General features: G+C 72.2%; 16 protein-coding genes and 1 pseudogene. 13 read left to right on the top strand and 4 right to left on the bottom strand.

The window, feature by feature from the left end; genetic code table 11:
- Nucleotides 1-179 precede the first annotated feature (179 nt).
- The 3 genes from ABZY12_RS27320 to ABZY12_RS27310 all read left to right on the top strand — a co-directional run bounded on the left by ABZY12_RS27320 (nt 180) and on the right by ABZY12_RS27310 (nt 2738).
- A complete protein-coding gene (locus tag ABZY12_RS27320; protein WP_356894805.1) occupies nt 180-890 on the top strand; it encodes a VanZ family protein in 711 nt (236 codons plus the stop codon).
- A 68-nt stretch (nt 891-958) separates the two neighbouring features.
- Nucleotides 959-1666, top strand: coding sequence for a response regulator transcription factor (locus ABZY12_RS27315; RefSeq protein ID WP_356894803.1), 708 nt, complete (start codon nt 959-961; stop codon nt 1664-1666).
- On the top strand, nt 1659-2738 hold the full coding sequence (locus ABZY12_RS27310) for a HAMP domain-containing sensor histidine kinase (RefSeq protein WP_356894801.1): 1080 nt from the start codon (nt 1659-1661) through the stop codon (nt 2736-2738). The genes ABZY12_RS27315 and ABZY12_RS27310 overlap by 8 nt, the downstream gene beginning before the upstream one ends.
- On the opposite strand, the gene ABZY12_RS27305 is transcribed toward ABZY12_RS27310, so the two are convergent.
- On the bottom strand, nt 2710-3018 hold the full coding sequence (locus tag ABZY12_RS27305) for a helix-turn-helix domain-containing protein (RefSeq protein WP_356894815.1): 309 nt from the start codon (nt 3016-3018) through the stop codon (nt 2710-2712). The genes ABZY12_RS27310 and ABZY12_RS27305 overlap by 29 nt on opposite strands.
- A 42-nt stretch (nt 3019-3060) precedes the next feature.
- Between ABZY12_RS27305 and ABZY12_RS27300 the strand changes: the two are divergent.
- Nucleotides 3061-3156: pseudogene (locus ABZY12_RS27300) on the top strand (VOC family protein); the annotation flags it as partial.
- Between the two features lie 111 nt (nt 3157-3267).
- Here the strand turns inward: ABZY12_RS27300 and ABZY12_RS27295 are convergent.
- Nucleotides 3268-4779 carry an AMP-binding protein gene (locus tag ABZY12_RS27295; RefSeq protein ID WP_356894799.1) on the bottom strand — a complete coding sequence of 504 codons (1512 nt, stop codon included), beginning with the start codon at nt 4777-4779 and terminating at the stop codon, nt 3268-3270.
- A 133-nt stretch (nt 4780-4912) separates the two neighbouring features.
- Here ABZY12_RS27295 and ABZY12_RS27290 point away from each other — a divergent pair, with 133 nt between their 5' ends.
- From ABZY12_RS27290 to ABZY12_RS27275, 4 genes are all read left to right on the top strand, one after another.
- Nucleotides 4913-6103, top strand: a complete 1191-nt coding sequence (locus ABZY12_RS27290) for an amidohydrolase family protein (RefSeq protein WP_356894797.1) — start codon at nt 4913-4915, stop codon at nt 6101-6103.
- A complete protein-coding gene (locus ABZY12_RS27285; RefSeq protein ID WP_356894795.1) occupies nt 6103-7236 on the top strand; it encodes an acyl-CoA dehydrogenase in 1134 nt (377 codons plus the stop codon). Before ABZY12_RS27290 ends, ABZY12_RS27285 begins: the two co-directional genes overlap by 1 nt.
- Nucleotides 7237-7244: 8 nt before the next feature.
- A complete protein-coding gene (locus ABZY12_RS27280) occupies nt 7245-8120 on the top strand; it encodes an acyl-CoA dehydrogenase family protein (RefSeq protein WP_356894793.1) in 876 nt (291 codons plus the stop codon).
- 400 nt (nt 8121-8520) lie between these two features.
- Complete coding sequence (locus ABZY12_RS27275; RefSeq protein WP_356894791.1) at nt 8521-9033, top strand: ATP-binding protein; 513 nt, start codon at nt 8521-8523, stop codon at nt 9031-9033.
- 184 nt (nt 9034-9217) lie between these two features.
- On the opposite strand, the gene ABZY12_RS27270 is transcribed toward ABZY12_RS27275, so the two are convergent.
- Nucleotides 9218-10192 carry a cyclase family protein gene (locus ABZY12_RS27270; RefSeq protein ID WP_356894789.1) on the bottom strand — a complete coding sequence of 325 codons (975 nt, stop codon included), beginning with the start codon at nt 10190-10192 and terminating at the stop codon, nt 9218-9220.
- Between the two features lie 102 nt (nt 10193-10294).
- Between ABZY12_RS27270 and ABZY12_RS27265 the strand changes: the two genes are divergently transcribed.
- The 3 genes from ABZY12_RS27265 (at nt 10295) to ABZY12_RS27255 (ending at nt 13606) form a co-directional block, all read left to right on the top strand.
- The gene (locus tag ABZY12_RS27265; protein ID WP_356894787.1) at nt 10295-11206 is read left to right on the top strand and encodes an SDR family oxidoreductase; all 912 of its coding nucleotides are present in this window, start codon (nt 10295-10297) and stop codon (nt 11204-11206) included.
- Nucleotides 11207-11301: 95 nt separating this feature from the next.
- Entirely contained in the window at nt 11302-12357 is a 1056-nt protein-coding gene (locus ABZY12_RS27260; protein WP_356894785.1) for a Zn-dependent alcohol dehydrogenase, read from the top strand.
- Between the two features lie 40 nt (nt 12358-12397).
- Complete coding sequence (locus tag ABZY12_RS27255) at nt 12398-13606, top strand: MFS transporter (protein ID WP_356894783.1); 1209 nt, start codon at nt 12398-12400, stop codon at nt 13604-13606.
- Here ABZY12_RS27255 and ABZY12_RS27250 read toward each other — a convergent pair.
- On the bottom strand, nt 13570-14541 hold the full coding sequence (locus ABZY12_RS27250) for a helix-turn-helix domain-containing protein (RefSeq protein WP_356894781.1): 972 nt from the start codon (nt 14539-14541) through the stop codon (nt 13570-13572). The two genes, ABZY12_RS27255 and ABZY12_RS27250, sit on opposite strands and share 37 nt — an antisense overlap.
- A 103-nt stretch (nt 14542-14644) precedes the next feature.
- Between ABZY12_RS27250 and ABZY12_RS27245 the strand changes: the two genes are divergently transcribed.
- Nucleotides 14645-15853, top strand: a complete 1209-nt coding sequence (locus ABZY12_RS27245; RefSeq protein WP_356894813.1) for an MFS transporter — start codon at nt 14645-14647, stop codon at nt 15851-15853.
- 220 nt (nt 15854-16073) lie between these two features.
- Complete coding sequence (locus ABZY12_RS27240; protein WP_356894779.1) at nt 16074-17390, top strand: MFS transporter; 1317 nt, start codon at nt 16074-16076, stop codon at nt 17388-17390.

Here is a 17390-nt window from a genome sequence, read left to right as displayed (position 1 = left end):
GTCGACGCTCCGCGTGGACTCCCTCCTCCGCCTTGCGATCGCACGCACCAGACACCGCTCGCTGATCCGTCCTGATCGACGAGACACCCCCTAGGTTCGATGCCGGGGACTCCGTGTATCGCGGGCGTATCGAAAATCGCATACGCCTCCGCAACGGCCCCGCGTCTCCAATGGGGGGCATGAACCACAACGCGTCCCTGTCGGCACCGCCCCGCCGCACGCGCGGGATCGTGCTGCTCGGCCTGGCGGTCCTCGGCCTGGCGAGCGTCCTGTTCGTCCTGCGGCGGCCGCTCATGATGTCCGCTCCGATGTGCCTGGCCGGGCGGTGGCACGGCTGCTTCGGCACGTTCAACGGCGTGGTGCTCATGACGCTGGTCACGCTGCCGTTGGCGGTGCTGGTGGCGTGGGCTCTGGCGCGTCGACGGCGTGCCGCCGGCGTCACAGGGGCGTGGCGGAGGTCGCTGGCCGAGGTGGGCATGGTCCACGGGACGGTGCCGTTCCTGTGGCTGACCATGATGCCGGGCGGCGGGGCCGGTGTCGTCCCCGCCCGGGTGAGCCTGGTTCCGCTGCGGGACCTGGTCACGATGGGGTCGCTCGGGATCGTGGGCAACCTGCTGGTCTTCGCGTCGCTGGGGTTCTTCGCCCCGATGCGGTTCGCGGTGCTGGCGTCCCTGCCGCGCATCCTGGCCCTCGGGGCGGGCTGCTCGGTCCTGGTCGAGACCGCACAGTACGTCCTGCGGCTCGACCGGGTGTCCTCCGTGGACGACGTACTGGTGAACGCCGCCGGCGCCGTGCTGGCCGCGCTGGCGTCGCGCCGCTGGTGGCGCGGTACGGCGGAAGCGCCGTCGGACCAGCCCCGCCCCGCGCCGGCGCCGGCACCGGCGGGCTGAGTCGCGTGTCCGGTACGCACACGTCTTCGCATACGGCGGCGATATGTCGTGCTGCTTAGGCTTCGGCCATGCGCGTACTGATCGTGGAGGACGAGCCCTACCTGGCCGAAGCCGTCCGTGACGGTCTCCGGCTGGAGGCGATCGCCGCCGACATCGCCGGTGACGGTGACTCCGCCCTGGAACTGCTCAGCGTCCACTCCTACGACCTCGCGGTCCTGGACCGCGACATCCCCGGCCCCTCCGGCGACGAGGTCGCCCGGCGCATCGTCGCCTCCGGCAGCGGCATCCCGATCCTCATGCTCACCGCCGCCGACCGGATCGACGACAAGGCGTCCGGGTTCGAGCTCGGTGCGGACGACTACCTCACCAAACCGTTCGAGCTGCGGGAGCTCGTCCTGCGGCTGCGGGCGCTCGACCGCAGGCGCGCGTACGCCCGGCCCCCGGTCCGCGAGATCGCGGGCCTGCGTCTCGACCCCTTCCGCCGGGAGGTCTTCCGCGACGGACGCTACGTCGCGCTCACCCGTAAACAGTTCGCCGTGCTCGAAGTCCTCGTCGCCGCCGAAGGCGGGGTCGTCAGCGCCGAAGAGCTGTTGGAACGGGCCTGGGACGAGAACGCCGACCCCTTCACCAACGCGGTCCGCATCACCGTCTCGGCATTGCGCAAACGGCTCGGCGAACCATGGATCATCGCTACGGTGCCGGGTGTCGGCTACCGCATCGACACCGGCCCGGACACCGGCCTCGACGCCATCCGACCCGGCCGTACGGATGCGTAGACGCCCAGGGCTCAGCATCCGACTGAAACTCACCCTCAGCTACGCCGGGTTCCTCGCTGTCGCCGGTGCTCTCCTGCTGGCCGTGGTCTGGGGGTTCCTGCTGCGCTACGTACCCGACAACCCCCAGGGCCTTTTGGGGATCTCGCCCAACCGCTACCTCCTGGTGCGCACCTTCTTCCCCGCCGCGGCCGTGGCGATGGGGTTCCTGCTCGTGTTCGGCCTCGTCGGGGGATGGATCCTCGCCGGCCGGATGCTCGCACCGCTCACACGGATCACGGCCGCGGCACGGAGGGCCGGGAGCGGATCGCTGTCCCACCGGATCCGGATGGAAGGCCGCCAGGACGAATTCCGTGAACTCGCGGACGCGTTCGACACGATGCTCGAACAACTCGGGTCGCACGTCGCCGAGCAGCAGAGGTTCGCCGCGAACGCCTCCCACGAACTGCGCACCCCGCTGGCCATCTCGCAGACGCTGCTCGACGTCGCCCGTAGGGACCCCACGCGGGACCGGGACGAACTCTTCGAACGCCTGCGGGCTGTCAATACGCGCGCGATCGACCTCACCGAGGCCCTCCTGCTGCTCAGCCGCAGCGATCGCGGGAACTTCACCCGCGAGAGCGTCGACCTCTCCCTCGTCGCCGAAGAGGCCGCCGAAACCCTGCTCCCCCTCGCCGAACAGCGCGGGATCACGCTCGACGTCACCGGCGGAGCGACACGGACCAGCGGCTCCGCGGAACTCCTGCTGCGGATGATGACGAACCTCGTCCAGAACGCGATCGTCCACAACCTCCCCGCCGGCGGCACCGTGACGGTCCACACCGGAGCGCAGGGCGACGCGAGCGTGGTGCGGGTCGAGAACACGGGTCATCCGCTCCCGCCGGAACTGGTGCCGACCCTCACCGAACCCTTCCAGCGCGGAACGGAACGCGTACGCACCGACGAGCACGCCGGCGTCGGCCTCGGCCTTGCCATCGTGCACAGCATCGTCCGCGCCCACGACGGGACCCTCGACCTCGTCGCACGCCCCGCCGGCGGTCTCCTCGTCACGGTTCGCCTTCCCGGCATGCCGTAGGCGTCGTCCCCGTCGACTGCGCCGGGGTGAGCAGACGGCGAAGGGCCGCCGGTGTGCTGCCGAGGTACTGGCGCATGGTGCGGGTGAGGTGGGCCTGGTCGGCGTAGCCGAGGTCGGCGGCGAGGGTGCCGAGGCTGTCCTCGCCGGCCTCCCGGCGGTCGAGGGCCCTGCCGATGCGGACGCGCTGGCGGTAGTGGGTCACCGTCACGCCGAGTTCGCGCGGGAAGGCCCGGCTCAGGCGGTAGGGGGAGACGCCGAGGAGCTGGGCGAGCGAGAACAGCGTGTCCGACGCGGGGTGGGATTCGATCCCGCGGCCGAGGAGCTGCTCGGCCTGGGTGCGTCCCGGCCCGATTTCCAGCCGGGGGAGGGCCAGTGGATCGTCCTCACCGACCCCGAGGGCCACCCGTTCTGCCTTGCCCCCGGCCGGCGACTGACCGCTCACGCAGCGGTCGGCGGCTCCCCGGAGCCCACGCACCACCACGCTTCCATGCGGGTGCTCGCCGGGCAGGAGAACCGCAGCCTCTTCCGGCTAGCCCCGCTGTGACGCGTAGCGCTCGCGCAGTTTGTACTTGAGGACCTTGCGCAGGGTCTCGTTGCGCGGCAGGGCCTCCACCAGCTCCAGTTGTTCCGGCAGCTTGTGCACGGAGAGGCCCTCGCCGCGCAGGAAGTCCGTCAGCGTCGCGAGGGTCAGGGGCCCGGCCCCCGGCGGTTGTTCGACGACCGCGCACACCCGCTCGCCGCGTTCGGCGTCCGGGAGGCCGATGACGGCCACGTCGCCGACCTCCGGGTGCCGGTGGAGGAGGTCCTCGATCTCCTTGGCGGAGATGTTCTCACCCTTGCGGATGATGACGTCCTTGAGCCGGCCGGTGAGGACCAGGTGCCCGCTCGCGGTCAGGTGCCCGAGGTCGCCGGTGATCAGGAAGCCGTCCTCGTCGAAGGCGGCCGCCGTCTGCGCCGGGTCCAGATAGCCCTGGCAGACGGCCTCGCCCCGCAGGCGCACCTCGCCCCCCTCCGTGATCCGTATCTCCATGCCCGCCGGCGGCCGGCCCTCCGTCGTCGCCAGGTTCTCGGCGGTGTCGTCCGGCGACCCCATCGTGATCATCGGGACCTCGGTCATGCCGTAGCCGTGGGTGAGCTGGCAGCCCATCTCCCGTACCACCGCGTGGTAGACCTCCGGCGGTTTCGGCGCTCCGCCGCCCGCGAGGAGCCGGAGGGTCGGGATGATCGGCTCACCGGGCCGCTTGCGCTGCTCGGTCAGGAACATCGAGTAGAAGGCGGTGGATCCGCCGGCCACCGTCACTCCGTGCTCGCGGTACTCCTCCAGCGCGTCCGGCAGCGCGAACTGCTCGAACATCACCGCCGGGAAGCCGTACAGCAGCAGCATCACGGTGTAGTCGGGGCCGCCGATGTGCGCGTACGGGAAGGCCATCGAGCCCACGTCGTCGCCGGTCAGGCGCAGCGCGTGCGCGAGGCAGGAGCCGCCCGCGATCAGGGAGCGGTCGGTGTGCAGGACTCCCTTGGGGTCGGAGGTCGTGCCCGAGGTCCAGTAGATCCAGCGCACGTCCGTGCCCGACGAGGGCGGGGGCGGCAGGACCGCGGGGTCGCCGTCGGGAAGGGAGTCGTACGCCTCGAAGACGCCGCGCGCCCCGAGCCGCCGTGCCATCTCCGTGTGGTCGAAGCCGCGCCACACCCCGGGTACGGCGAAGAACTCGGCCTTGGACTCGCGCAGGGCGAAGCCGACCTCGCGGTCGCGGTAGAAGGGGATGACCGGTGACTGTACGGCTCCGACGCGGGCCAGCGCGAAGGTGAGCACCGCGGTCTCGATCCGGGTGGGCAGCTGCCAGGCGACGACGGTGCCGGGACGGACGCCCCTCCCGTACAGGCCGGCGGCGCAGCGCTCGGCGCGGTCGCGCAGCTCGCCGAAGGTGAGGGCCCGGTCGCCCTGGAGGAGCACGGGCCGGTCGGGGGTGAGGGCGGCGCGGCGGTCGACGAGCTCCCAGAGGGTGCGGGACTCGCCCAGGGCGTGTGCGGTGTCGGTCACGACGACTCCCCTAGCTGACGGTATGTCAGATCGTGCGGAGAGCGTAGAGGTCCGCCGCTTGTCGGTCCAGGGGTGCGGAGCTAGCCTGAGATCCGACGGTATCTGACGGGCCATCAGAAATGGGAGTGGGTTCATGACCGAACTGCCCCGCATCATCAGCGTCGACGACCATGTGATCGAGCCCGCTCACCTCTTCGAGACCTGGCTCCCCGCCGAGTACCGCGACCGCGGACCGAAGCCCCTGACCGCCGGGATCGGCGAGCTCGCCTATGTCGGCGGGAAGTACCAGATCACGATGGACCCCGACGGCCCGCCGACCGACTGGTGGATCTACGAGGACCTGAAGTTCCCGTACAAGCGCAACATCGCCGCCGTCGGCTTCGACCGCGACGACATGACCCTGGAAGGGATCACACGGGAGGAGATGCGGCCCGGCTGCTGGGACCCGGCCGAGCGGCTCAAGGACATGGACCTCAACCACGTCGAGGCGTCCCTCTGCTTCCCCACCTTCCCGCGCTTCTGCGGCCAGACCTTCGCCGAGGCGCACGACAAGGAGGTCGCCCTCGCCTGCGTCCGCGCCTACAACGACTGGATGGTCGAGGAGTGGTGCGGCGACAGCGGCGGCCGGCTCGTCCCGCTCTGCATCATCCCGCTCTGGGACATCGGCCTGGCCGTCGCCGAGATCCGCCGCAACGCCGCCCGGGGCGTGAAGGCCGTCACCTTCTCCGAGATCCCCACCCACCTCGGGCTGCCGTCGATCCACTCCGGCTACTGGGACCCGTTCTTCGCCGTCTGCCAGGAGACCGGCACCGTCGTCAACATGCACATCGGGTCGTCGTCGCAGATGCCGGCCGCGTCCCCCGACGCCCCGCCGGCCGTCCAGGCGTCGCTCAGCTTCAACAACGCCATGGCCTCGATGATGGACTTCCTCTTCAGCGGCGTACTCGTGAAGTTCCCGACGCTGAAGCTCGCCTACAGCGAGGGCCAGATGGGCTGGATCCCGTACGCCCTCGAACGCGCCGACGACGTGTGGGAGGAGCACCGCGCCTGGGGCGGCGTCCGCGATCTGATCCCCGAGCCGCCCTCCACGTACTACTACCGGCAGATCTTCTGCTGCTTCTTCCGCGACAAGCACGGCATCGCCTCGCTGGACGTGGTGGGCCGGGACAACGCCACCTTCGAGACCGACTACCCCCACGTCGACTCCACCTTCCCGCACACCAAGGAAGTCGCCCTCGACCACGTCAAGGGCCTCGACGACGAGACGGTGTACAAACTCATGCGCGGCAACGCCATCCGGATGCTGGGCCTGGATCTCGTCTGATGGACCTCACGTACACCGACGAGGAGGAGGAGTTCCGCGCGCGGCTGCGGGAGTGGCTCGCGACCGCGCTGCCGAAGCTGCCGCCGAGGCCCGACCCGCTGGACTGGCCGGGCCGGCGCGCGTACGACTGCGGCTGGCAGCGGACGCTGTACGAGGCCGGGTACGCCGACGTGCACTGGGACGCCTCCCCGACCCGGCGGCTGATCTTCCTGGAGGAGACGGAGCGGGCCGGGGCCCCCTACGTCGGCGCCAACTTCGTCGGACTGCTGCACGCCGGGCCCACCATCGCCGCCGAGGGGACGCCAGGACAGCGCGCCCGCTGGCTGCCGCCCGTACTGCGCGGCGACGAGGTGTGGTGCCAGGGCTTCAGCGAGCCGGACGCCGGCTCCGACCTCGCCTCGCTGCGCACCAGGGCGGTCCGGGACGGCGACCACTACGTCGTCTCCGGCTCCAAGATCTGGACCTCGCACGCCGAGGTCGCCGACTGGTGCGAACTGCTCGTACGCACCGACCCGGACGCCGCGAGACACCGGGGCATCAGCTGGCTCGCCCTGCCCATGGACACCCCCGGCATCACCGTCCGGCCGCTGCGCACCCTGGCCGGCTCCACCGAGTTCGCCGAGATGTTCCTCGACGAGGTCCGGATACCGGTGGCGAACCGGGTCGGCGAGGAGAACGACGGCTGGCGCGTCACGATGGTGACGCTGTCCTTCGAGCGCGGCACCGCCTTCGTCGGCGAGGTCGTCGCCTGCCGCCGCCTCCTCGGCGAACTCGCCCGCGCGGCACGGTCCGACGGCACCTGGGACGACCCGGCGATCCGGCGGCGGCTCGGGCGGCTGAGCGCGGAGTTCCGGGCGCTGTGGCGGCTCACCCAGTGGAACGTCAGCGAGGCGGAGGCGACGGGCGGGGTGCCCGGGACCGGCGGCTCCGTCTTCAAGCTGCGCTACTCCCACGCCCGCCGGGAGCTCTACGACACGGCCGCCGCCGTCCTCGGCCCCGACGCCCTCGACCTGGGGCGCGAGTGGAACCGGGACCGGCTGACCTCGCTCTCGTACACGATCGCGGCCGGCACCTCCGAGATCCAGCGCAACATCGTCGCCGAGCGGATCCTCGGCCTGCCGAAGGGACGGTGACCCCTCCCATGGACTTCCGGCTCACCGACGATCAACGGGCTCTCAAGAAGGGCGTACGGGAGCTTCTGGAGCGCCGCTTCGACCGGGACGCGCTCCGGGCGGCCGTCGACGGCGGCGCACTGGACCGCGGGCTGTGGCGGGAACTCGGCGCGGCCGGGTTCTTCGCCCTGCGGCTGCCGGAGGAGGCGGGCGGGGTCGGCCTCGGCCTGCCGGAGGCGGTGCTCGTCTTCGAGGAGGCGGGGAGGGCGCTGCTGCCGGGGCCGTTGATCGCGACGTTCTCGGCGGCGGGGCAGGTGGAAGGGGCGGCCGAGGGGGAGGTGGTCGTGACGGCTCCCGACGGGGGGCTGGTGGAGTGGCTGGAGGAGGCGGACGTGGTCACCGGTGACGTCACCGGCGCCGTGCCCGTACGGTCGGTCGATCCGCTGACGCCCTTGCACCGGTTGCCCGGTCCCGTGGTTGCGGGGGCCCTGAGACGAATGACCACCACGGGTGCGCTGCTGTCCGCTGCCGAGCAGGTGGGAAGCGCCTCTCGCACCACCGAGACGGCTGTCGAGTACGCCCGTACACGGAAGCAGTTCGGGCAGCCGATCGGGGCGTTCCAGGCCGTCAAGCATCTGTGTGCGCGGATGCTCGTACGAACGGAAGTCGCCCGCGCCGCCGTCTACGCCGCCTCCGTGACCGGCGACCCCGTCGAGATCGCCGGGGCCAAACTCCTCGCCGACGAGGCGGCCGTCGACTGCGCCCGGGACTGTCTCCAGGTGCACGGCGGCATGGGCTTCACCTGGGAGTCCGATGTCCATCTGCACCTGAAGCGGGCCTGGGTGCGGGCCGAGCGGTGGCTGCCCAGGGCCCGCCTGGAGGAGATGGAGGCGGCCGCCCTGTAGCCGCCGGGCCTCCGGCGCTCACGGAGCGTCGATATCGGGTTGTGTCCTTCGGGAGGGCCGTCACGGCCCGGAGTCGGGCCCCTGCTCCGGTACCCTCCGTGGGATGCGAGTGGTTGTGAGCCCGGTTCGTCCCGGTGTTGCCCGTGCGGCGGCTCCGGCGCGGGGAATGCCCGCCGCTCGCGCCCCGTGGAGGCGCTGTACGCGCCCTTGTTCGACTACCCGCAGCGTGCGTCGCACAGTATGGACCATGCGTACTCCTTCGCGCTGGAATATGCCTGAAGCGCTTGTTGCGGTGACTGTACGTCAACCATGCTGTCTCGCAAGGGAATCACGTTCCGTAAGGGCGTCGATGGCTGTGAGGCGCGAGGCGATGTGTCCGCCGGTTCGGATGGTGTGAACGGTGCAGGTGCTTCAGGTTCAGTTGGAGGTCGGGCCCGACCCGGCAGAGGTGGGACGAGCCCGGCGATGGGCCCGTTCGAGGCTCGCGGGATCGGGCATAGAGGATGACGAGCCGCTGGCCGAGACGCTGGTGCTGCTCATCTCCGAGCTCGTGACCAACGCCGTGGTGCACACAGGCTGTCCGGCCGTGCTGCGGATACTGTTCGGTGCGGGCGTTCCGGAGGCCGGGACCGTACGGGTCGAGGTCGCCGACCGGAGCGACCGGCCGCCGCTGCCGCGCCACGCGGAGGGCGAGGACACCAACGGCCGCGGCCTGGAACTGGTGGACGGCCTCGCCGACCGGTGGGGCTGGCGGCGCGAGGGCATCGGCAAGAGCATCTGGTGCGAGGTGGACCGGGGGGCGCCGATGACGCTCTCGACGGTCTCGCCCTCCGCCGGCCGTTCCGTGTCCGCCTCCGTCCCCTCCTCCGCTTCGTCTTCCGCTTCGGCTTCTGTTTCCGCGGCGCACTGTTGACGGTTCGTGGTGATTTGTTCACTCTAGGGTGAGCGATTCGTTGCGAGGGGAGTCGAGGGCGGAAGCCCTCGACGAGTACGGGTCGTGACCGGGTGGCGGCTGCCGCGCCGTGCTCGGGGCGCGCGCGAGCGCGCCGCCACCCGTCAAGGCGCCCGTGAAGCCCTCCGCGCGTTCATCCGCGCGTTCAGAGGATCGCGACCGGGGCCACCGGTGTGCCCGTGCCGCCGACGAACGGTTCGGGCATCGCGGAGAGCAGGAAGGCGTACTGCTCGCGCTGTGCACAGGCTGTGGACAGATTTTCCAGATTCCAGTTCTGGCCTTGGAGCATCCCCATCTCGACGAGGTCGAGCGCGTGCACGGGCAGCCAGAGGTTCTCGATCTCCGGGGGGAAGATCTCGAAGGTGAGTGTGTCGTTGGCGACGGCGGCGACATCGCGGGCGTGGAACCACTCGGGTGTGCGGATCGAGAGCCCGGGGGACGGGAAGGCGTACCCGTGCTTGTCGCCGGCGAGGTACTGCCGCATCTGCCCGGTCCGTACGAGAACGATGTCGCCCGCCCGTACGGTCACCCGGCCGAACTCCGCCGCCTCGTCCAGGTCCTCGGGGGTCACGGCGTGGTCGCCGGGCAGCCGGTCCAGCCCCTTGGCGGCGGCCACGTCCAGCAGGACGCCACGGCTGACGATGTGGCGGGCGGTGTGGATGCCGCTGAACTCGGAGCGGCCGTGCGGGGTGATCGTGGCGGCCGGGCGGCCGTTGTAGATCCTGCCCGAGTGCGAGGCGTGGGTGAGCGCGTCCCAGTGGGTGGCCGCCTGGAGCCCGAAGGTCACGGCGTCGTCGCTGGTGGCGACCGTGCCGGGGCCGAAGAGTTCCTGGTTGACCTGCACCATGACGTGCAGCGGGTTGACCCGGCCGGGGATCATGCCGGTCTGGACACCGTCCTGTTTCAGGTCGAGGGCGAGCGGGACGCGCAGCCCCGTGCGGACGCCCAGGGTCGCCTCCCGTACCACCTCGTCGGTGATCAGGTTGAGCGTCCCGATCTCGTCGTCCCGGCCCCAGCGGCCCCAGTTGTTCACGCGCTCGGCGATCTCGTGGAATTCGGGAGGCAGGGGCGGGGGCGGGGGCGGGGGCGGGGGCGGGGGCAGAGGTGCGTGAACTGACATCGGGGCCTCCGCGGGTCTTGTTCTCCGGTATCTGACGGGTCGTAGAATCCTGCTGACGCACGAATCTAACGGACCGTCAGAAAATGCGGGAAGGGGCCGGGCGTGGGGAACTTCTTGGCAGGCAAGGTCGTCGCCGTGACGGGCGCGGGGCGGGGGATCGGCCGGGCGGTCGCCCTCGCGTGCGCGGCGGAGGGCGCGAAGGTCGTCGTCAACGACTACGGCGTCTCCATCGAGGGCGGGGAGCCGACGTCGGAGATCGCGCTCTCCGTCGTCAAGGAGATCGAGGCGGCGGGCGGTTCGGCGGTCGCGGTCGCCGACGACATCGCGACGATGGCGGGCGGGCAGCGGGTGGTGGACGTGGCGCTCGCGGAGTACGGGCGGATCGACGGGGTCGTGTGTGTGGCCGGGATCCTGCGGGAGCGGATGCTCTTCAACATGTCCGAGGAGGAGTGGGACCCGGTCGTCGCCACCCATCTGAAGGGCACCTTCACCGTCTTCCGGGCGGCCTCGGCGGTGATGCGCGAGCAGGGGGCCGGGACGCTGATCGGCTTCACCAGCGGCAACCACCAGGGCTCGGTGGCCCAGGCCAACTACGCGGCGGCGAAGGGCGGCATCATCTCGCTGGTGCGGTCGGCGGCGCTCGGACTGCACAAGTACGGGGTCACGGCGAACGCGGTCGCGCCGGTGGCGCGGACCCGGATGTCGGCGAACGTCCCCATGGAACTGAAGGAGATCGGGGAACCGGAGGACGTGGCGGCGCTCGTCGTCTACCTGCTGTCGGAGCGGGCGAGGGCGGAGAAGATCACCGGCCAGGTGTACACGATCGCGGGGCCCAAGATCGCGGTGTGGGCGCAGCCGAGGGAGCTGCGGGCGGGGTACGCGGAGGGCTCCTGGACCCCGGAACGGATCGCGGACTTCCTGCCGGGGACGGTGGGGGTGGACCCGATGCCGATGCTGGCGCGGTTGGAGGAGATGGCGAGGGCGGCGTCGGAGCGGGCCCGCCCGAACGCGTAGGGGTTTCGTGTGGGCGATCGTCCCGCAGCGCGGGACGGGTGCCCACAACGGTGTCGGAGGAGATTCCTCCGCCTCCAGGGACGAAAGGGACGCACATGCGTGGAGTCGTGTTCGACGGGACGCACGTCCGGGTCGTGGACGATCTGGAGGTGCGCGAGCCCGGCCCCGGGGAAGTGGGCGTTGCCGTACGCGCCGCCGGGCTCTGTCACAGCGATCTGGCCGTCGTCGACGGCACCATCCCCTTCCCCGCCCCCGTCGTCCTCGGCCACGAGGGCGCCGGAGTCGTCGAGGCCGTCGGCCCCGGCGTCACCCATGTCGCCCCCGGCGACCACGTCGCCCTCTCCACGCTCGCCAACTGCGGCGCCTGCCCCGACTGCGACCGCGGCCGCCCCACCATGTGCCGCAAGGCGATCGGCCGGCCCGGACAGCCCTTCTCCCGGCCCGGCGGGCAGCGCCTCTTCCAGTTCGCCTCGAACTCCTCCTTCGCCGAGCGGACCGTCGTCAAGGCCGTCCAGGCCGTGCGGATCCCCTCCGACATCCCCCTCACCTCCGCCGCCCTCATGGGCTGCGGCGTCCTCACCGGCGTCGGAGCCGTACTCAACCGGGCCAAGGTCGACCGCGGCGAGACCGTCGTCGTCATCGGCACCGGCGGCATCGGGCTCAACGTCCTCCAGGGCGCCCGGATCGCCGGCGCGCTCACCGTCGTCGCCGTCGACACCAACCCCGCCAAGGAGGAGATCGCCCGCCGCTTCGGCGCCACCCACTTCCTCCCCGACGCGGCCGGCGTGAGGGACATCCTTCCCACCGGCGCCGACCACGTCTTCGAGTGCGTCGGCCACACCGGCCTCGTCCGTACCGCGGTCGACCTGCTCGACCGGCACGGCCAGGCCGTCCTCCTCGGCATGACGTCCCCCACCGCCGAGGCGAGCTTCGCGCCCGCCGCGATGTTCCTGGACAAGTCGATCCTGGGCTGCCGCTACGGCTCCTCGCGCCCGCAGAAGGACATCGCCCTCTACGCCGAGCTGTACCGCCGGGGCCTGCTCCTCCTCGACGAACTCGTCACCGCGACGTACCCGGTGGAGGACTTCGCCAAGGCGGCCGAGGACGCCGGACAGGGAAGGGTCGCGCGCGGGGTGCTGACGTTCATGTGAAGCGGTTGCCCCTCACCGTCCGCCCGTTACGGTCGTGGCCATGTCCTACCGCGAGCTCGCCACCCGCCCCGTTCTCGTCTGGTCGGCCGTCGCCGTGGCCGCCCGCCTGCCGGTGGCGATGGCGCCGCTCGCGCTGGTCTTCCTCGTGCGGGAGCGACCGGGCGGGTACACGCTCGGGGCGGTCCTCGCCGCCGTGTACGTCCTCGGTGAGATCGCCGCCGCTCCCGTCCTCGGCATCCGGATGAACGCCGAACGGGCCCGGCCGCACCTCGTCGCCGGACTCGCCGTGGGCGCCCTCGCCTTCACCGGTCTCGGCCTCGCCGCCGACGCCCACCCCGTCGTCCTCGGCCTGCTCGCCTTCCTCGCGGGCGCCGGACCCGCCGCCGCGCCCGGCGGACTGCGCGCCCTGCTCACCGCCATGGTCCGGGAGAAGGCCGTCACCCAGGCGCTCTCCATGGAGTCCGTGCTCACCTTCGCCATCTGGGCCGCGGCGCCCGCCCTCGCGACCGGCCTGGCGCTCGGCGTCACCCCGGCCGTACCGTTGCTGCTCCAGGGCGGGCTGATGGCCGCCTCCGTCGCGGGCCTGTGGGCGCTGCCGCCCGGCTGGCGGGCCGAGGAGCGGGACCACGGCGAGCCGATGCGCCGCACCCTGCTGCGGGCCTGGCCGGTGTACGTCATGGGTGCCGGAAGCCTGACCCTGCTGGCCCTCGCCGAACTGATCCTGCCCGCCCTCCTGGAGCAGCGCGCCATCGGCATCGGCTGGGCGGGGCCGCTCCTCGCCGGGTTCTCGATCGGCTCGGCGGTCGGGGCGTTCGTGTACGGGCTCCGGGGGAGCTGGCCCGGCCGGCTCCCGGTCCAGTCCCTCGTGCTGATCCTCGGTGTCTCGGCGGGCGTGGCCCTCATGGCCGTGCTGCCCTCGGCGGGCGCGATCGCCACCGCCCTGATCCTGGCCGGTCTCCTCCAGGCCCCCGCCATGCTCACCCGCAACCTGGCGCTGCGCCAGATCCTCCCGCCGAGCGCGCTCGCGGCCGGCTACTCCGTGATGTACGCGGCCGTGGGAGCGGGTTACGCGGCGAGCGGCACGCTCGCGGGCGGTCTGCTGAAGGTGGTCGCACCCTCGACGGCGATCTTGTGCGGGGTCGGGCTGACGCTGGTCCTGACCGCGATCGGCGCCCTCGGCGAACGGCGTATCGAGGCTCCCGCCCCCACCGCTCAGCCCACCGCTCCCGCACGGAAGGTCCGGCGGTAGGCCCTCGGCGTCACCCCGATCGCCGCCTGGAGGTGGGAGCGCAGCGACTGCGAGGTGCCGAAACCGGCGTCCCGCGCGACCTGGTCGACCGGCAGGTCCGTCGACTCCAGGAGATGCCGGGCGCGTTCCACCCGCTGCTGGGTCAGCCACTGCCCGGGGCTGACGCCCACCTCCTCCCGGAAACGGCGGGTGAACGTCCGTACGCTCATGGACTCCCGGGCCGCAAGGTCCCGGAGCTGGATCGGCTCGTGCAGCCGCGCCAGCGCCCACGCCCGCGCCCCCGTCGTGGTCGCCGTCCCCGGCTCCGGCAGCGGGCGCTCGATGTACTGCGCCTGGCCGCCGTCCCGGTGCGGCGGTACGACGGTCCTGCGGGCCACCTCGTTGGCGACGCCCGTGCCGTGGTCCTTGCGCACGATGTGCAGGCACAGGTCGAGACCCGCGGCCACGCCCGCCGAGGTCAGCACGTCCCCGTCGTCGACGAACAGGACGTCCGCGTCGACGCGCACGCTCGGGAAGAGCCGCTGGAAGTGCGCGGCCGAGGCCCAGTGCGTGGTGGCGGGCCGGCCGTCGAGGTATCCGGCGGCGGCGAGGACGTACCCGCCGGTGCAGATGGACACCAGCCGCGTACCGGGCCGGATGCGCGCGAGGGCGGCGGCCAGCTCCTCGGTCAGCCGCCCCTCCTCGTAGACCGGCCCGAGTTCGTAGGAGGCCGGGACGACGACGGTGTCCGCCGTCGCGAGCGCCTCGGGGCCGTGGCCGACGTGGACGGAGAAGTCCGCGTCCGTGGGGACCGGCCCGGCGACCGGGGCGCAGGTCACGATCTCGTACAGCGGACGGCCCGCGGAGTCCTTGGCGCGGCCGAAGATCCGGTGGGGAATGCCCAGTTCGAAGGGGAGGAGGCCGGGCAGGGCGAGGACGACGACGCGATGCGGCACGAGAAATTCCCTTTGTGGTCCAGACCACTTGCTGCTACAAGTCGGGTCCGTGACGGACAAGCAATCGGAGCACTACTCGTACAAGTCTGAGGTCCGGGAGCCCATTCCCGTACCGGTCGGGGAATCCGCCCTCTGGAACCGTAACTTCCGCCTCTTCTTCATCGCTCGCGCGGCCGCCGTCTTCGGCGAGGGCATGGTGCCCGTCGCCCTCGCCGCCGGACTGCTCGGCGCGGGGCACTCCGGCTCCTCCGTCGGATACGCCCTCGGTGCCTGGATCGGCCCCTTCGCGCTCTTCGTCGTCTTCGGCGGCGTCCTCGCGGACCGCTTCACCGCCCGCCGGATGATGATCCTCGCGGATGTGCTGCGGCTGCCCGGCGCGGCCGTCCTCGCCGTCTCCTTCACCACCGGCAGCCCGCCCCTGTGGACCGTGTACGCGCTCTCCGCCGTCAGCGGCGTCTGCGCCGCGCTCTTCCAGCCCGGGGTCGCCTCCACGATCCCGCGCATCGCCCCCGACGTGCAGCGCGCCAACGCGGTCCTGCGGGTGGTGGAGTCCCTGATGACCATGGCGGGACCGGCCGTGGCCGGCCTCCTCGTCGCGCTCTCCGGCGCGGGAGCCGCCTTCGCCGCCAACGGCCTGACCTTCGCCGTCAGCGCCCTCTGCCTCGCTCTGATGCGGATTCCCGTGGTCCCCGGCGACACGGCGGCGCGGGGTTCGCTCCACGCCGAGATGGCCGTCGGCTGGCGGGAGTTCAGGGCCCGGAGCTGGCTGTGGGGAGTCATCGCGATCTGGACGGTGTACGGACTGACGGTCGCCGGCCCGATGGTGCCGCTGACCGCCACCCTGGTCACCGGCGACCACGGCTCGGCGGCGTACGGCGTGTTGATGGCGGTCAACGGCGCGGGCAGCGCGGTCGGCGGTCTGCTCGCGCTGCGGCTGCGCCCGCGCCGCCCGCTGGCGGCCGGAGCGGTGGCGCTGCTCGGTCTCCCGGTGAACCTCGTCCTGCTCGGCTCGGGCGCGTCCGTGGCGGTCCTCGGCGTGGGGCAGTTCCTCGGCGGGGCGGCGTTCGCGTTCTGGCTGGTGATGTGGTCGACCTCGGTCCAGACGCATGTGCCGCAGGACGCGCTGAACCGCATGCACGCGTACGACGTGGCCGGTTCGCTGTTGATGATGGCCGCGGGCCGCACGCTCGCGGGCCCGGTGGCCGAGGCGGTGGGGACGGAGGAGGTGCTGCTGGCGGGAGCGGGGATCGCCGTGCTCGTGGTGGTGGCGTTGCTGGTGGTGCGGCCGATCAGGACGCTGCCGAGGGTGTGAGGCTCCTGGCCCGGACACCCGGCCGGGGCCCCGGGGCCGGCCCTCGGGCCGAGCCCAGGCCCGGTCCCTGGCCCGCCCCCACCCCTGGCCCGGTCCCTGGCCCGCCCCCCCACCCCTGGCCCGGCCCTTGGCCCGCCGTCCGGACCCATGGCCCGGTCTCTGGCCCGATCCTTGCGAAAGCTGTCATCCGGGCCAGTGGTCGGGGCGGCCGCGACTCACGATGCTGTGTGACGTGACCCAGACAACCGACACCACCGCCCCCTCGCCGCCCGTCCCCCGCCGCACCCCGCGAGTGCACCGTGCCTGGTTCGTCGCGGCCGTCACCTTCGTCACGATCATCGGCGCCGCGGCCTTCGCCTCGCTGCCCGGGCTTCTGATCGAACCGCTGCACCGCGACTTCGCCTGGTCGCGCGGCACGATCGGGTTCGCGGTCTCGGTGAACCTCGCGCTGTACGGCCTGACGGCGCCGTTCGCCGCGGCGCTGATGGACCGGTTCGGCATCCGCCGGGTCGTCGCGCTCGCGCTGAGCGTGATCGCCCTCGGCTCCCTGCTGACCGTGTGGATGACGGCGGCCTGGCAGCTCGTGCTGTTCTGGGGCGTCCTCGTCGGTCTCGGCAGCGGCTCGATGGCGCTGGCGTTCGCCGCGACGGTGACCAACCGGTGGTTCGTCGCCCGGCGCGGCCTGGTGACCGGCATCCTCACCGCCGCCGGCGCCTCCGGGCAGCTCGTCTTCCTGCCGCTGCTGGGCTGGCTGGTGGAGAACCACGGCTGGCGCCCGGCCTCGGTGACCGTCGCCCTGGCGGCCCTCGCGGTGGTCCCCTTCGTCTGGCTGCTGCTGCGCGACCACCCGGCGGACGCCGGCCTCGCGCCCTACGGCGGCGAGTACGCCGAGAAGCCGGCCCCGGTGCCGGGCGCCGCCCGCCGGGCGGTGACCGTACTGTTCAAGGCCGCCCGCACCGGCCCGTTCTGGCTGCTCGCCGGAACCTTCGCGATCTGTGGCGCCTCCACGAACGGCCTGGTCAAGACCCACTTCGTGCCCGCCGCCCATGACCACGGCATGCCGATCACGGCGGCGGCCTCGCTCCTGGCCGTCATCGGCGTCTTCGACGTCGTCGGCACGATCGCCTCGGGCTGGTTCACCGACCGCTTCGAGTCCCGGCGCCTGCTGGCCGTGTACTACGCGCTGCGCGGCGTGTCCCTGCTCTTCCTGCCCCTGCTGCTCGCGCCCTCGGTCCATCCGCCGATGGTCTTCTTCATCGTCTTCTACGGCCTCGACTGGGTAGCGACGGTCCCGCCGACGATCGCCCTGTGCCGCGAGCACTACGGCGACGACAGCGCGATCGTCTTCGGCTGGGTCCTCGCCTCCCACCAGGTGGGCGCGGCCGTGATCGCCTTCGCGGGCGGTGTGGCCCGGGACGTCTTCGGCTCCTACGACGTCGTCTGGTACGCCTCGGGCGGCTTGTGCGCGGCGGCCGCCCTGATGGCACTGGTGATCCGGCGGCGAGAGAGCCCGACCGCCCCGAGCGCCGTTGCCTGA

This window comes from Streptomyces sp. NPDC006551, assembly GCF_040611675.1.
GTDB lineage: Bacteria > Actinomycetota > Actinomycetes > Streptomycetales > Streptomycetaceae > Streptomyces.
The sequence above is the reverse complement of the archived record's forward strand: the minus strand, read 5'-3'. Positions and strand labels throughout refer to the sequence as shown.